General features: G+C 74.4%; 13 protein-coding genes, 1 tRNA gene and 1 pseudogene. 6 read left to right on the top strand and 9 right to left on the bottom strand.

Annotation, left to right across the window (positions count from 1 at the left end):
• The first annotated feature begins 7 nt into the window (after positions 1–7).
• Positions 8–1345, top strand: a complete 1338-nt coding sequence (locus ACU616_RS03065) for an NtaA/DmoA family FMN-dependent monooxygenase (RefSeq protein ID WP_446757020.1) — start codon at positions 8–10, stop codon at positions 1343–1345.
• Positions 1346–1356: 11 nt separating this feature from the next.
• Here the strand turns inward: ACU616_RS03065 and ACU616_RS03060 are convergent, their stop codons facing one another.
• Entirely contained in the window at positions 1357–1848 is a 492-nt protein-coding gene (locus ACU616_RS03060; RefSeq protein ID WP_446757019.1) for an NADPH-dependent FMN reductase, read from the bottom strand.
• Positions 1849–1856: 8 nt separating this feature from the next.
• Between ACU616_RS03060 and ACU616_RS03055 the strand changes: the two genes are divergently transcribed.
• Positions 1857–2126, top strand: coding sequence for a putative leader peptide (locus ACU616_RS03055; protein WP_446757018.1), 270 nt, complete (start codon positions 1857–1859; stop codon positions 2124–2126).
• A gap of 43 nt (positions 2127–2169) precedes the next feature.
• A complete protein-coding gene (locus ACU616_RS03050) occupies positions 2170–4044 on the top strand; it encodes an FAD/NAD(P)-binding protein (protein WP_446757017.1) in 1875 nt (624 codons plus the stop codon).
• Positions 4045–4132: 88 nt separating this feature from the next.
• Here the strand turns inward: ACU616_RS03050 and ACU616_RS03045 are convergent, their stop codons facing one another.
• On the bottom strand, positions 4133–4801 hold the full coding sequence (locus ACU616_RS03045) for a class I SAM-dependent methyltransferase (RefSeq protein ID WP_446757016.1): 669 nt from the start codon (positions 4799–4801) through the stop codon (positions 4133–4135).
• A 114-nt stretch (positions 4802–4915) separates the two neighbouring features.
• Here ACU616_RS03045 and ACU616_RS03040 point away from each other — a divergent pair, with 114 nt between their 5' ends.
• The gene (locus tag ACU616_RS03040) at positions 4916–5596 is read left to right on the top strand and encodes a TIGR04222 domain-containing membrane protein (RefSeq protein WP_446757015.1); all 681 of its coding nucleotides are present in this window, start codon (positions 4916–4918) and stop codon (positions 5594–5596) included.
• A 40-nt stretch (positions 5597–5636) separates the two neighbouring features.
• On the opposite strand, the gene ACU616_RS03035 is transcribed toward ACU616_RS03040, so the two are convergent.
• From ACU616_RS03035 to ACU616_RS03020, 4 genes are all read right to left on the bottom strand, one after another.
• A complete protein-coding gene (locus tag ACU616_RS03035) occupies positions 5637–5870 on the bottom strand; it encodes a hypothetical protein (RefSeq protein ID WP_446757014.1) in 234 nt (77 codons plus the stop codon).
• Between the two features lie 205 nt (positions 5871–6075).
• The gene (locus ACU616_RS03030) at positions 6076–6240 is read right to left on the bottom strand and encodes a hypothetical protein (RefSeq protein ID WP_446757013.1); all 165 of its coding nucleotides are present in this window, start codon (positions 6238–6240) and stop codon (positions 6076–6078) included.
• A 98-nt stretch (positions 6241–6338) separates the two neighbouring features.
• Entirely contained in the window at positions 6339–8276 is a 1938-nt protein-coding gene (locus ACU616_RS03025) for an alpha/beta hydrolase fold domain-containing protein (protein ID WP_446757012.1), read from the bottom strand.
• A 404-nt stretch (positions 8277–8680) separates the two neighbouring features.
• Positions 8681–10171, bottom strand: a complete 1491-nt coding sequence (locus tag ACU616_RS03020) for a PucR family transcriptional regulator (protein WP_446757011.1) — start codon at positions 10169–10171, stop codon at positions 8681–8683.
• Between the two features lie 97 nt (positions 10172–10268).
• On the opposite strand from ACU616_RS03020, the gene ACU616_RS03015 reads away from it, so the two are divergent.
• Positions 10269–10922 carry a DUF1269 domain-containing protein gene (locus ACU616_RS03015; RefSeq protein WP_446757010.1) on the top strand — a complete coding sequence of 218 codons (654 nt, stop codon included), beginning with the start codon at positions 10269–10271 and terminating at the stop codon, positions 10920–10922.
• 213 nt (positions 10923–11135) lie between these two features.
• On the opposite strand, the gene ACU616_RS03010 is transcribed toward ACU616_RS03015, so the two are convergent.
• Entirely contained in the window at positions 11136–11993 is an 858-nt protein-coding gene (locus ACU616_RS03010) for a CorA family divalent cation transporter (protein ID WP_446757009.1), read from the bottom strand.
• Between ACU616_RS03010 and ACU616_RS03005 the strand changes: the two are divergent.
• Positions 11958–12491, top strand: a pseudogene (locus ACU616_RS03005) (N-terminal phage integrase SAM-like domain-containing protein); the annotation flags it as partial. The gene ACU616_RS03010 and the pseudogene ACU616_RS03005 sit on opposite strands and share 36 nt — an antisense overlap.
• Before the next feature lie 257 nt (positions 12492–12748).
• On the opposite strand, the gene ACU616_RS03000 reads toward ACU616_RS03005, so the two are convergent.
• Together ACU616_RS03000 and ACU616_RS02995 are read right to left on the bottom strand one after the other, a co-directional pair.
• Positions 12749–12820 (bottom strand) — tRNA-Arg (locus tag ACU616_RS03000).
• A 58-nt stretch (positions 12821–12878) separates the two neighbouring features.
• A complete protein-coding gene (locus ACU616_RS02995; RefSeq protein WP_446757008.1) occupies positions 12879–13574 on the bottom strand; it encodes a DUF305 domain-containing protein in 696 nt (231 codons plus the stop codon).

Below are 13574 nucleotides of genomic sequence, written 5' to 3'. Positions count from 1 at the left end.
AGAGACCGTGACCAAGCAGGTGCACCTCGCCGCGCACTTCCCGGGCGTCAACAACACCACCGTCTGGAGCGACCCGGCGTCGGGCAGCCAGATCGACTTCAGCTCGTTCGTGCACTTCGCGCAGACCGCCGAGCGCGGGAAGTTCGACTTCCTGTTCCTCGCCGAGGGGCTGCGGCTGCGCGAGCAGAACGGGGCCATCTACGACCTCGACGTCGTCGGCCGGCCGGACACGTTCACCGTGCTGGCCGCCCTCGGCGCGGTCACCGACCGGCTGGGCCTGACCGGCACGATCAACTCGACGTTCAACGAGCCGTTCGAGGTGGCCCGCCAGTTCGCCAGCCTCGACCACCTCACCGGTGGGCGGGCCGCCTGGAACGTCGTCACCTCGTGGGACGCCTTCACCGGCGAGAACTTCCGCCGGGGCGGCTTCCTGCCGCAGGACCAGCGCTACGAGCGCGCCCGCACGTTCCTGCAGACCACGTGGGAGCTGTTCGACTCGTGGCGCGGCGACGAGGTGGTCGCGGACGAGGAGTCCGGGGTCTTCCTGCGCGACCCGCACCCGGGCGCGTTCGCGCGCACCGACGCGCACTTCGACATCGCCGGGCAGTTCTCCGTGCCGCGCAGCCCGCAGGGCCGGCCGGTCGTCTTCCAGGCCGGCGACTCGGAGGAGGGCCGCGAGTTCGCCGCGTCGTCCGCCGACGCGATCTTCAGCCGGCACGCCACCAAGGAGGCCGGCCAGGCCTTCTACCGCGACGTCAAGGGCCGGCTGGGGAAGCACGGGCGCACGCCCGACCAGCTGCTCATCCTGCCGGCGGCCACGTTCGTCGTCGGCGACACCGACGCCGAGGCCGCGGAGCTCGCCCACGAGATCCGCCGCCAGCAGGTGTCCGGGCAGACGGCGCTGCGGTTCCTCGAGCAGGTGTGGAACCGCGACCTGTCCGACTACGACCCCGACGGCCCGCTGCCCGACGTCGACCCGCTGGTGGGGGAGACCCACGTGGCCCAGGGCCGGGCGCAGGTGCGCATGTACCGCGACCCGCTGGCCACCGCGCGGCAGTGGCGCGAGCTCGCCGCGGAGAAGGGCTACTCCATCCGCGAGCTGATGATCGAGGTGCAGAGCCGGCAGTCGTTCGTCGGCAGCCCGCAGACGGTGGCCGCGGAGATCGACGACCTGGTGCAGTCCGACGCCAGCGACGGCTTCATCCTCGTGCCGCACCTGGTGCCCGGCGGGCTGGACCCCTTCGTCGACGCCGTCGTCCCGCTGCTGCAGGAGCGCGGTGTCTTCCGCGCCGACTACGAGGGGACGACGCTGCGCGACCACCTGGGCCTGGCGCCCCTGCCCTGACGGCCGTCCCCTCAGCGCCGCCGCGCCGCGGCCACCTGCGGCGCGGCGGTGGCCAGCCACGGGTCCAGGGCCGCCGGGTCGTCCCAGCTCTTCTCCAGCAGGTAGAGCCCGCGGGTGGGTGCGGTCGCCCCCAGCTCGACCAGCACCGGCTTGAGCAGCAGCTCCGGCGCCAGGTGGTGGGTCGGCCCGCCGCCCAGCATGAGCGGGACGGCCACCACGCCGGCCAGGTCGCCGGTGCCCACCTGGTCGAGGAACAGCTTGAGCAGCCCGGTGTAGGTGGCCTTGTACGTGGGGCTGGCCACGACGGCGACGTCGGCGGCCTCCAGCGCCTCGACCGCCGCGCCGACCGCGGGGTCACCCCAGCCGAGCAGGCCCGGACCGAGGTCGACCACGTCGACCACGACGTCCGGCGGGGCGCCGGTGAGCCGCTCGACCACCAGCTCGGCCGCGGCGCGGGTGCGGGAACGGGGCTTGGGGTTGCCGACGACGGCGATCGTGCTCATGCCACACAGTGGACTACCCCATCCCGATCGGGTGTGACGGACGTGTCCGTTCCCCGGGAGCCCGGGACCGGTCACGAGTGCCGGCGCGGAGCCCCGGCTCGCCGGCCGCCCTCGCCCGCGGCGTGCGGAGATCCCCGGTGACCGCGGGAAGGCCGGCCGCGGGCCCGCTGTTGGTCCCGGGTGAGGAGAGGAGGGGACGCGTGCGCCGACCGGTCCTGTCGCGACGCCGGCACATCGACCTGCTCCGCACCAGCAGCGCCCTGTGCCGGGCCCGCTGACCACCGTCCCTCCCGCGACGTCCCGGCCTGGAGCCCCCCTCTCATGACCCTCCCGTCCACCCGTCCCGCCGTCCTGTGCGTGGTCGGCGCCGGCCCGACCGCCGTCGGTGTACTCGAGCGCCTGGTCGCCAACGCCGTCGAGCTGCGCGACGGCCGGCCGCTCGAGGTCCACCTGGTCGACCCGCACCCGCCGGGCGGCGGCCGCGTCTGGCGGGCCGAGCAGCCGCGGCTGCTGTGGGCCAACTCGCTCGTCGCCGACGTCACCGTGCTGCCCGACCGCTCCGTCGTCGTCGACGGGCCGGTGGGGGAGGGGACCACGCTGTGGCAGTGGGTCGAGCGCGTCGGCCGCACGCTGCCCGAGGCCGACCCGGTCGGCGCCGAGGCGCGGCGGCTGACCCCGACGTCGTTCCCGTCCCGGCCGCTGGTCAACGCCTACCTCGGCTGGGTCCTCGAGCAGGTGGTGGCCGCCGGCGAGCCGGAGGTGCGGGTGCACCGCCACCGGCAGCGGGCGGTCGACGTGCGGCCCCGGCCGGACGGGGCCGACGTCGTGCTCGCCGACGGCCGGGTGCTCGCGGCCGACGTCGTCCTGCTGGCCCAGGGCCACCTCGACGCCCGGCCCACCACCGCCGAGCGGGCCACGCAGCGCTGGGCCGCCGCCCGCGGGCTCACCTACGTGCCGCCGGGCTACACCGCCGACCTGGACCTCTCGGCGCTCCGGCCCGGTGAGGACGTCCTCGTGCGCGGGGCCGGGCTCGCGTTCGTCGACCTCGTCGTCCTGCTCACCAGTGGCCGGGGCGGGGAGTTCGAGCGCGGGGACGACGGCCGGCTGCGCTACCTCGCCTCCGGGCGCGAGCCGGTGCTGCACGTCGGGTCCCGCCGCGGGGTGCCCTACCGGGCGAAGCTCGGCTACGTCTGGCCGGGCCCGCCCGTCCCGCTGCGCTTCTTCACCCCCGCGGCGATCGACGAGGAGTTCGGCCCGGGACAGCTGGACCTCCGCGTGGACCTCGCGCCGGTCATCGAGCGGGAGCTCGCGTGGGCGCACTACACCGAGCTGTTCCGCGCCCACCCGCAGCGGACGCGGATGGCCTGGGACGAGTTCGCCGAGCGCTTCGCCAGCGACCCGGACGGCGTGGACGCGCTGGTCGCGCAGGCCGTTCCCGACCCCGCCGACCGCTTCGACCTGCCCACCCGCAACCGCCCGCTGGCCGACCGGCGGTTCGCCGACGCCGACGAGCTGCAGGAGTGGCTGCGGGCCCACGTCCGCGCCGACCTCGCCCGCGCCGCGGACCCGGCCCACAGCCCGGACGCCGCGGTCTTCACCGCGCTGCTGTTCTGCCACGGCACGGTGGCCACCCTCGCCGCCACCGGCCGGCTCTCCCCGCGCTCGGAGGCCGAGGACGTCGCCGGCTGGTGGATGAACCTGTTCAGCTACCTGGCCAGCGGTCCGCCGGCACCGCGGCTGGAGGAGCTGGTCGCGCTCTCCGAGGCCGGCGTCGTCCGCTTCCTCGGCGGCGACGTGCAGATCGACCTCGACGCCTCCACCGGCCTGTTCCGGGCGACGTCGGCCGGTGTCGACGGCGTCACCGAGGCCCGCGCCCTGGTCGAGGCGCGGCTGCCCGCCCCCGACGTCGCCGTGACGCCGGACCCGCTGGTCAGCGGCCTGCTGCAGCGCGACGAGGCGGCCGGCAGGGGTGGCGGGGGCCGGCTGCACGTCGACGCCGCCCAGCGCGTGGTCGACGCCGTGGGCGCCCCGCACCCCCGGCTGTTCGCCGCCGGCTACTGGACCTCCGGCGCGCAGATCGCGGCCTTCGCCCGACCGGGCACCAATGCTCCGTTCTTCCGGCAGAACGACGCGCTGGCCCGCGCGCTCTGGCAGGAGCTCGCGCCGGCGCAGGCCGCGGTGGAGGTGGCCTCGTGACGGCGCCCGCCGACGTCCCCGGGAGGTCGTGACCGCGCCCGACGACGCGTAGCCGGTGCCGGATGACTGGTCGAACAGTCGGACGGGGTCAGCCCGGCCGCCGCGCGGCGAGGACCACCTGGCCCGGCAGAGCAAGGGCCGACGGCTCCGCAGCAGGTGGTGGCAGCCGCAGCTCGGCGACCGGCTGCAGGCCGGCCCGGGCGAGCAGGGCGGCCAGCTGCCGGGGCTGCCAGAGGTGGGTCGTCCAGGTGACGGGCTCGCCGTAGACCTCGGTGCGCTCGACGTCGCCGTCGCCCACGTGCATCCCGAGCAGGAGCTGCCCGCCCGGGCGCAGCGCCCGGGCGAACGAGGTGAGCACGTCGGGCAGCACGTGGCGAGGCAGGTTGAACAGCGACCACCAGCCGAGGACGCCACCGAGGGAGGCCTCGGCCAGGTCCAGTTCGGTGGCGGAGGCGACGACGAACCGCAGTCCGGGGTGCAGCCGGCGGGCGTACGCGATCATCCGCGGCGACAGGTCGACACCGGAGACGTCGACGCCCAGCTCCGCGAGGTGGGCGGTGACCGTTCCCGGGCCACAGCCGACGTCGAGCACCGGCCCGAGGGCGCGGACGTCCTCGGCGAACGCTCCCAGAGCGGCGCGCAGCCACGGGGCCGGTGACAGGTCACCGATCCCCATCGCGACGTAGTTGTCGGCCACCCGGTCGTAGGACGCCCGAACGCGGTGCAGGTCCGCGGGCTGCTCGACCGAGTCGGACACGCGGCCCGAGGCTAGCGGCCGATCAGAGCCGGCGTGTACGTCGCGCCGGGATGCGGTGGTTCCTGGGATCCTGTGCCCGACCGCGGCATCCGATCCTCGAGCAAGGACGACGGCATGACCGGAGCGCACGTCCCCCTCGGTTCCGACCTGTACGAGGTCGCCCTGCTCGCCGGCGGGCCGCGCCGGGTGGTCGACGCCGCGGTGGTGGCCCTGATCGAGGCCGGGCGCCTGCAGGTCTTCCGGTCCATCGCCGAGGTGCACGTGGTCGACCCCCATCCCCGGCACCCCGTCGAGGCCGCCGTGCTCGACGCAGCAGAGCCGCACGCCCGCCGGTCGCTCGACGGGGTCGTCCGGCGGGTGCGCACCGACGCCCGGCTGGTCGCTCTCGCCGATGGCCTCCGGCAGGCCGGTCTGGTCTCCCGGCGCGGCGGCGTCGACGCCACGGGGGAGTGGCCCTGGACGGCCGTCGGACTGACCCGGGCCGGACGGCGCGCCCTCCGCCGCCTCCGGTCCGACTCGACGCTCGTCGGGCGCTCCGAGGCCCACGCGGTGGCACTGGGTGGTCCTCGGACGTGGGCGGACGGCGAGCTGCTACGGGCGGTCGTCCTCGTTCCTCCTCGGCCGCATCCACCGGCGGACCCGGAGTCGAGCGGGCGGGAGGCCCTCCGGAGCCGCTCGGCGACCTGGGTTCACGGCGCCGGAGCCGGGTGGGCCGTGGCCGACTGGGGTGGCCTCGGGGGCGGTTACGGCGGTGACTGCGGCGCCGGCGGTGGCGGTGCCGGCGGCGGGTGCTGAGACGGACGCGAGTTCCCCCAGGTCGGCAGTGGCTGCTGGCTCAGCCGCGTGTGTCCTCGACCTCGGAGCCCAGGGACGCTGCTGGCCGGACGTGGCTGGTGGCGCACTCTCGACGCTGCAGTTCGGCGGTCAGGTCCGCATCGTCGTCATCCGCTGCGGCCCGGTGGGGTGCACACCGATCCGCGGCAGCGACCAGGGCCAGCAGGAGGACCGCCACCGCGGTCACCGCCAGCCACAGCTGCAGCGCATCGGTCCAGTCGTTCCACAACCACATCCCCGTCCTCCTCCGCTCGTGGGGAGGAAACGATCCGGGCGGGGGAGCCGGCGGAGCCATGCACGGGCGGGCCGCCTCACCCGAGGGAGCGAGGTCGGTGCCGTCCCCGCGGCGATGACGCCGGACCGGTACGGGCACGACGGATCTGGCGACTGCTCGACCATGGACCAGCAGTCGCCACCGCTACTTGACAGACACAGGAGCGTCATCTTGGGAGCGAGTCCTGCGCGGAGTAGGCCGCGGCCCGGCGCAGTACCTCGTTCTCCATCTCCAGCCGGCGCAGCTTGCGGCGCAACTGCACCAGCTCGGACCGCTCGCTACTGGTATGGCCCTCGACGACGCCGTCGTCGATGTCAGCCTGCCGGACCAACGGCGCACCGACTCCACCGAGATGTCAGCCCGGCTCGGGCCGCGGTCGCGGCTGCCCCGCGTCAGCCGCACGGGATGCGGCTGGCGCGGGGCGAGTCCTCATGCGTCGAGCGTGACGACGATCTTGCCGTTGGCCTTGCCTGCGGCGAGCGCACCGAGGGCGTCGGCGGCCTGCTCCAGCGGGACCACCGAGGAGACGCTGACCGTGAGGGCGCCGCTGGCAGCCTGCTCGGCCAGCGGGGTGATGACCTCGCGCGTCGGGCGGGCCATGATCGACGTGCCGGTGAGCCCGGCGGTGCTGAGCGCCTGCTCGTCGGGCAGCGCGGTGGTGCTGGCGACGGCGCCGCCGCTGCGCACCGCGCCGGCCGGCACCTGAGCCGGGTCGAAGCCGGCGACGTTGACCAGCGCGTCGACGCCGTCGGGGTACGCGTCGCGGACCTGGTCCACCACCGGACCAGCGGTCCAGTCGACGATGGTGGTCGCGCCCAGCTGGCGCAGGCGGTCGGCGGACGCGGGCGTCCCCGTCGCGACGACGGTCACGCCGCGGGCGGCGAGCAGCTGGACGGCGTAGGAGCCGACGCCGCCGTCCGCGCCGTTGACCAGCACGGTCTGGCCGGACTGCGGCTGGACCGCGTCGACGGACTGCGCGGCGGCGGCGCCGGCGAGCGGCAGCGCCGCGGCCGTGACGTCGTCGAGGCCCGCGGGCTTCTTGGCGACCGACGCGGCGGGCAGGACGGCGTACTCCGCGAGGGTGCCCATCTTAATGGGCGGCACGAGCAGGACGTGACCGAAGACCTCGTCTCCGACCGCCAGGTCGCTGACCCCGTCACCCACGCCCTCGACGACCCCGGCGGCATCGCGGCCGAGCACGAGTGGGTACTCGTGCGGCATCATCCCGGCCATCATCCCGCTGGCAAGACCGTTGTCGAGCGCGTTGAGGCCGGCGGCCTTGACCCGGATGAGCACCGTGCCCTCGCCGGCGGTGGGGGTGGGCAGGTCGCCGAGCTCGATCGCGGCTCCGGCGGCGGGGACGTGCAGGGCGCGCATGGTCTCTCCCAGGTGTGAGGGGACACCGGAGGTCGACGTCCCGGCGGGGCGTGCCGGGTCGAGGTGCTCGGTCAGGTGGGCCCGGACGGCCTCGGCGAGCTGACGGATCCCCGCCTGGTCCTGCTCCTTGCTGCTCTCCGGGAAGCCGTGGTCGACCCCGGGGATGCACAGGTAGTCGATCGCCGCGCCTGCGTTGCGGGCCTTGTCGGTGAAACGCTCGTCGAACACGCGCACCGAGTCGCGCTCGGCGGTCACGACGAGCGTCGGGGGCAGCGTGGCCATCCCGGCGTCGTTGTACACGGGGGACGCCAGCGGGTCGGTGCGGCGGGTAGCGTCGGCGAAGTAGTTCTCTTGGCTCACCCGGACGAGTCGCTCATTCACGAACGGCGCAGGCGCGCCGCTGCCGGCGGGCATCGGGCTGACGAACTCCGCCGCCCCTGCTGCCGCGTCGACGAACGGGACGATGAGCGCCGCCGCGCGCAGCGGAGGGTCGCCCGCCCGGCGGGCCTGCTCGATCACCGCGAGGGCCAGGTTGCCACCGGCGCTGACGCCGCTGACCGACACCCGATCGGCGTCCCACCCCATGGCCTGGCCGGAGGAGCGGACCCAGCGCAAGGCGTCGTACGCCTCCTCATGGGCCCGCGGGAAGCGGGTGCCGTACGCCGTCGTGTAGTCGACGTTGACGACGGTCGCGCCGACCTCGCCGGCGACCAGCCGCGCGAGGTGCTCGTCCTGCCACGGGGCGCCGACCAGGAACGCTCCGCCGTGGAAGTGCAGGTGGACCGGCGGGGTCCCGGATGCCAGCGGTGCGTCGGCGGCTGGCCGGGTGACGAAGGCGCGGATGCTCCCGTGCCGGGTGGGGATGGAGACGGTCTCGGTCGCCGGCACGGAGCGGGTCGTGAGGCTGATGGGCGTTGCCTTCACCAGGCGCGTGGCGATGGTCGCGAGGAAGCGCGCGTACAGCGCGTCGGCGAGTGAGGTCAGGGTCATGAACGTGCCTCTCAGTAGGACCTGGCGGTTGCGTGTCCACGTGCCGGACGCGAGATGCCGATCTCGAGCCGGGCGTCCGGCAGGCGACCAGCCATCGGGCAAGCGGTGTTCAGTGGGGGCGTTCTCGTGCCGTAGCCGACCGTTGGACATGCGCGGCCGCTGCCAGGGGGTCGTGCGGCCGCACAGCGGGCCGAGCGGAGGTCACCGGGTGGAAGAGGCGGTCCTGACACCCCCGAGCGCCTGCCTCTCGGGACCCTCGTGACGGCGTTCCCCACGACTGCTCGCACATGCAGCCGGAGCGCGCCGAGGACCTGCCCCAGCACGGCGCGTTCGCGGTCCGCCTTGCCACTCCGGCAACGTAGGGACCGCTGTGCGCTCACAGCAAACTGAGAGTCGTGCTCGTGTCAGTGCCCTCCGGGAGTGGAGGTCGAGCCGGCGGCTGCGGCGCTGCTGCTGGAGCTCCTGGCCACGCGCAGGCGGGACCTGCGGCGCTCGGGACGCTGGATGGCGACGCCGGCGTCGCTCCGGTGGTGCGGCGAGCTACGACGTCGTCGGCCGAGCGACGACGGGAGCGGCACGTGCGCAGCTGACTGCGGCGACGAGCGGGTGGCAGGCTCTACTCGGTGCGTGCAGCCGGAGAGTCGGCGGGTAGCTCGCTGAGCAGGAGCGGCCTGGACCTCCGCTGTGCGTTCGGACACGCGGTGTCCGAGGAGCCGCTCCACCCGGTCGAGGCGGCTGATGAGGGTGTTGCGGTGCAGGAACAACAGCTCCGCGGTGGGCGCGACCCGCATGCGTGTCGCGAAGAAGGCCCGAAGGGTGGCACGGAGGGTGACCATGTCGTGGTCGGGTCCGGCGAGGTCACCCAGTGTGTGCTCGACGTACCACCGGGCGCGTTCCTCGTCCTGGTTGAGCGTCGCGGCGAGTGCCACGTCGGCGTAGCGCAACGGCGACGTAGCGGAGCGGCGCGCGAGCCGCATCGCGTCGCTCGCCTCCACGTAGGTGCGGCGCAGTCCGCTCGGGCCGCTGCACGCACGACCGACCCCGACGACGAGCGGCGGGGGGATCTCCAGTCCCGCCGGCTCCGGCGCCCGCCCTGGTCGCTCAGCACACACCCACAGGGCCACCTGACCGGTGCTGCTCTCGTGTTGGAGCACGGTGCCGCCGCCGACGGCCCTGACCAGGGAAGCGGCCACGCGCGCGACCGAGCTGCTCTCGACAGTGCTCCCGACGGCAGCACCGACGACGCAGGCGACATGCCACCCCGCCAACGGCACGCCGAGCAGCGTTGACGCGGCACCAGTGTCAACAGCGTTCCCGGCGAGCAGCGCCTGGACGACGGCGCGGCGACGCGTGTGGGTCGACTCGAGGGCCCGCTGTCGTTCGGCGACCACGTCGACGATCAGGTCGTCCACCCAGCCGTCCAGGGCGGAGGTGAGGATGTGCACTCCCTGCGACGCGGCCGCTGCGCCCTCAGGCCGTCGGAGAGCGTGCACGAGGAACAGCTGCAGGAGCGCGTGCTGCAACGTGCGGACCAGGGCCGTCAAGGTCGGCAGGTCGACGTCGCGTCCGACGATGTCCTGGATGACGACCGCGTCCCTGCTGGTGCCGTCCGGCACGGTGGACACGTCTCCCGCGACCATGCGGACCAGGCAGTCCGCGATGGTGCGCTGCAACCGCCAGCGGACCCGGTCCCAGGGGGCCATCAGGTCGGAGCCACCGGCGCCCCGGGCTTCCTCGATGGCCTGCTCGACCGCCCCGGCGACCCAGCGCGTCGCCCCTTCACCCAACACCCCCACGAGCCGGGCCGCCTCCGGCGGAGGCAGGACGAGCTCGGGGGCGTGCGGCCAGTCGAGGCTCCGCACGACGTCGTGGACGCTGCTCGCGGTCAGGCTCACGACTGGAACGTACGGCTGAGGCACTGTGCCCAGCGCGACGTCGGAACGCCGGTCACCTTGACCGTGGGCAGGGGGCTCTCGCGCGAGCAGTCTGGTCGTGCACCCCAAGGACCACTACTCGACCCCGGAGATCACCATGTCCCACAACGTCATCGCCATCGCCTTCGGCGAGCGCAGCAGGGCCTTCGAGGCTCTCAGCGAGCTGAAGGGGGCGGGGTTCGAGGGCCGCGTCGACGTCCTGTCGGCCGCGGTCGTCGAGCGCGACGCTGACGGCCTGCTCAGCGTGCCCGACGGGGTGGACAACGTCGGCGGCGCGGGATGGACCGCTGGAGGACTCGTCGGTCTCACGTTCGGCATCCTCGGGGGCCCCGTCGGCATGCTCTTCGGCTGGGCGACTGGCGCTCTCATCGGCAGCGCCGACGACGTCAAGCGCGCCGGGGACTCGACGCTCCTGCTGGACGCCGTGAGCGCGGCCATCCCCGCCGGAGGCACGGCGCTGTTCGCCGAGGTCGAGGAGTCGACCGAGGAGATCCTCGATGGGCTCGCGGCGAGCCTTGGCGGGGTCCTCACCCGGCGCCCCGCAGAAGAGGTCCTGGCCGAGCTCGAGATCGCGCAGCGTGCCTTCGACGACGCCCGCCAGGCGGCCGACAAGGCCGCGCGCCAGGAGAAGAGGGCCGTGAAGAAGGCCGAGATCAAGCAGGACCTCACCGAGCGCAAGGAGGCGCTCAAGGCCAAGCTCGGCAAGAAGTAGCCCCGAGGTCCCGGCCGCGCTCGCTGCGGCCGGGACGGATCCGGCGCGGGCCGGCCGGAGCGCTGCCCGCGGGACGACGCCTGCCCCTCGGCACCACGGCCGACAGCGCGCATGCCACCCGCGGCTGGTGGCCGTTGCGTCGCGCCGGTGTCCTGCCGCCTCCCCCCGGTCCCGGGCTCCTTCCGGACGGCGCTGCTGAGGTCGTGCGTCGCATCAGTCGCTGAGCCGACGCACCACCCGCATGGTCGCCACGGTCATGAGGACCGGGAGGACGATGCCCAGGACGACGAAGACGGTGGCGCCGTCCAGGTGGTCGGCCATCCAGCCGAAGTTCATGCCGAAGAAGCCGCCCGCCAGCGTCAAGGGCAGGAAGACCGTGCTGACGATCGTCAACCGCTCGCTGACGGTCGTGCGCAGGTCGTCGAGAGCGTCGCCGAGGGCCGCGTAGGCCGCAGCAGCGCTGTCGGCGGCCGCGGCGTAGCGCTCGGCAGCGGACGCCAGCCCTGGTACGGCCTCGGAGAGGTCGGCGTCGCGGGTGAGCACGCGCTGTTGCGCCGCGCACTGGTGCTGCAGGCGGAGCAGCCGTGCGCGGAACGCCACCATCGTGCGCCGCTGCTCACCGGTGAAGAAGCCGTTCGTCGCCACGTCCACGTCCTCGGCGCTCTCCGCCAGTGCGGCGACGCGCTGCTCGGTCTGGTCGGCGATGGTGAGCGCAGCAGCGGCGAGGGCTCGGACCGGGCCGTCCGCACGGCTCACCGCCGTGGACACGGCTCCGGCAACCGGCTCGTCGACGACCACGAGGAGCCCGCGGCCTGTCGACGCGGCCACTGCCACAGACGGCTCGCTCCGAACGTCGATCGTCCACAGAGTGAGGACGACCGACTCGGGAGTCAGGTCAGCCCGCGCAGACCGCGCGGGGTCGGCGAGGGTCGCCCTTGTGGCCGGACTCACACCCAGCCGTTCGGCCGCGAGCGCGAGCAGTTCACTGTCGCCGGGTGCCACGAGCAGGCACACGGCCTCCGCGACCTCCTGCCGGTGCTCAGACAGCTCCGCCGCTCGGAAGACGTCCATCCTGCCGACCTCAGCCGTCCGCGTCGGCGGGCGCAAGCGCGGCGTCCGGGGGTCCAGGCGAGCGACACCGCGACGCCGGCCCTACGGCGCCACCGTGAACGTGCTGGCCCAGCCGGGGCAGGCCGCAGGAGCCGCTGGTCCTCGAGCTCCAGCTCTCGCGGGCGGCCGACGTGTTCGTCACGAGCTCTTGGCAGGTGCGGCGCTGCCCGCGTTCCCGCCCTCGCCCGGCTGACCGTGGGGGAGTGGACCGACCGGTGGCTCGCCGGGCAGGTGCACCTGAAGCCCTCGACCCTGGAGCGCTACGCCGGGATCGTGCGCCGTCACATCTCGCCGACCTGGGGCACGGTCAGGTTGGCCGACGTCTCTCATGCCGAGGTGCAGCGGTGGGTGACACGGCTGGCGGCTCACGGGGAGCCGGCCACGGTGCGCAAGGTCGACCGCGTGCTCTCGCTGATCCTGGACCTGGCCGTACGCGACGGCCGGCTCGCGAGGAACCTCGCCGCCGGCATCAAGCTGCCCCGGGCCGTCGGCCGGGAACGGCGCTACCTGACCCACCGGCAGGTCGACCCATCGGCCGCGATGACGCTCGACCAGTACGGGCACCTGTTCGGCGACCGGCTGGACGAGGTGGCCGAGGCGATGGCGGCCGCGCGCGCCGCTGCTGTTGCCCGAGTGTTGCCCGAGGCCGAGGTCATCGACCTCGGCGGCGCCCGGCGGAGCGGGACATCCCCGCTCCGACCAGGCGTTATACGAAGTGCCCCCGGCAGGATTCGAACCTGCGCACCCGCCTCCGGAGGGCGGTGCTCTATCCCCTGAGCTACGGGGGCTCGCGGTGGGGCAGGGGAGAAGTTACCAGCCCCCTCCGCGCCCTCCGCCGACGGGCGGTCAGGGCGCCGGCAGCGGCGTCCCGCCCCGCGCGGTCAGCATCCCGGCCATCGTGGTGACCTCGGCGGTCTGCGTGTCGGCGATCGAGCGGGCGAGGGTGCGCACCGCGGGCTCGGCGGCGTGCTCCGCGGCGTACTGCGCCATCTCCAGGCCGCCCTGGTGGTGGCGGATCATCAGCCGCAGGAACTCGACGTCGAACGCCGTCCCCGACAGCGACCGCAGGTCCGCGAGCTCCGCCTCGGTGGCCATACCGGGCATCAGCGCGCCGTCGGACCCCGGCATCGACGCCATGTCGTGCCCGGCGTGCTCGCCGCCCATCCAGGCCATGTGCTCCCCGCCCGAGCGGGGCAGGCCCCACAGCGACAGCCAGCCCTCCATCCGGCCGGCCTGGTTGGTCTGCGTGCTGGAGATGTCGAAGGCGATCTGCCGGATCTCGGGGTCGGTGCTGCGCTCCAGCGCCAGGTTGGCCATCTCCACGCCCTGCCGGTGGTGCAGCGACATGTCCCGGGCGAACCCGGCGTCGACCGAGTCGGTCGACGGCGTCCGCTCGTGGCCGATGCCCAGCCCCACCGCCAGCCCACCGCCGAGCGCGACGAGCGCGACGGCGATGACGGCCAGGAGGACGGCGCGCAGCCCGCGCCCGCGGGGAGCGGGAGCAGGGGCGTCCTGGTCGGGGCGGACGGCGGTGGCGGTCAT

Source organism: Geodermatophilus sp. URMC 62, from assembly GCF_052931475.1.
Note: the sequence above shows the minus strand (reverse complement) of the source record. Positions and strands in the feature narration are given on the sequence as shown.

Excerpts from the sequence above, each read along its gene's own strand:
- ACU616_RS03060 (WP_446757019.1), bottom strand. The coding sequence starts at position 1,848 with ATGAGCACGATCGCCGTCGTCGGCAACCCCAAGCCCCGTTCCCGCACC.
- ACU616_RS03050 (WP_446757017.1), top strand. The coding sequence starts at position 2,170 with ATGACCCTCCCGTCCACCCGTCCCGCCGTCCTGTGCGTGGTCGGCGCC.
- ACU616_RS03040 (WP_446757015.1), top strand. The coding sequence starts at position 4,916 with ATGACCGGAGCGCACGTCCCCCTCGGTTCCGACCTGTACGAGGTCGCC.
- ACU616_RS03035 (WP_446757014.1), bottom strand. The coding sequence starts at position 5,870 with ATGTGGTTGTGGAACGACTGGACCGATGCGCTGCAGCTGTGGCTGGCG.
- ACU616_RS03025 (WP_446757012.1), bottom strand. The coding sequence starts at position 8,276 with ATGACCCTGACCTCACTCGCCGACGCGCTGTACGCGCGCTTCCTCGCG.
- ACU616_RS03010 (WP_446757009.1), bottom strand. The coding sequence starts at position 11,993 with ATGGACGTCTTCCGAGCGGCGGAGCTGTCTGAGCACCGGCAGGAGGTC.
- ACU616_RS02995 (WP_446757008.1), bottom strand. The coding sequence starts at position 13,574 with ATGACCGCCACCGCCGTCCGCCCCGACCAGGACGCCCCTGCTCCCGCT.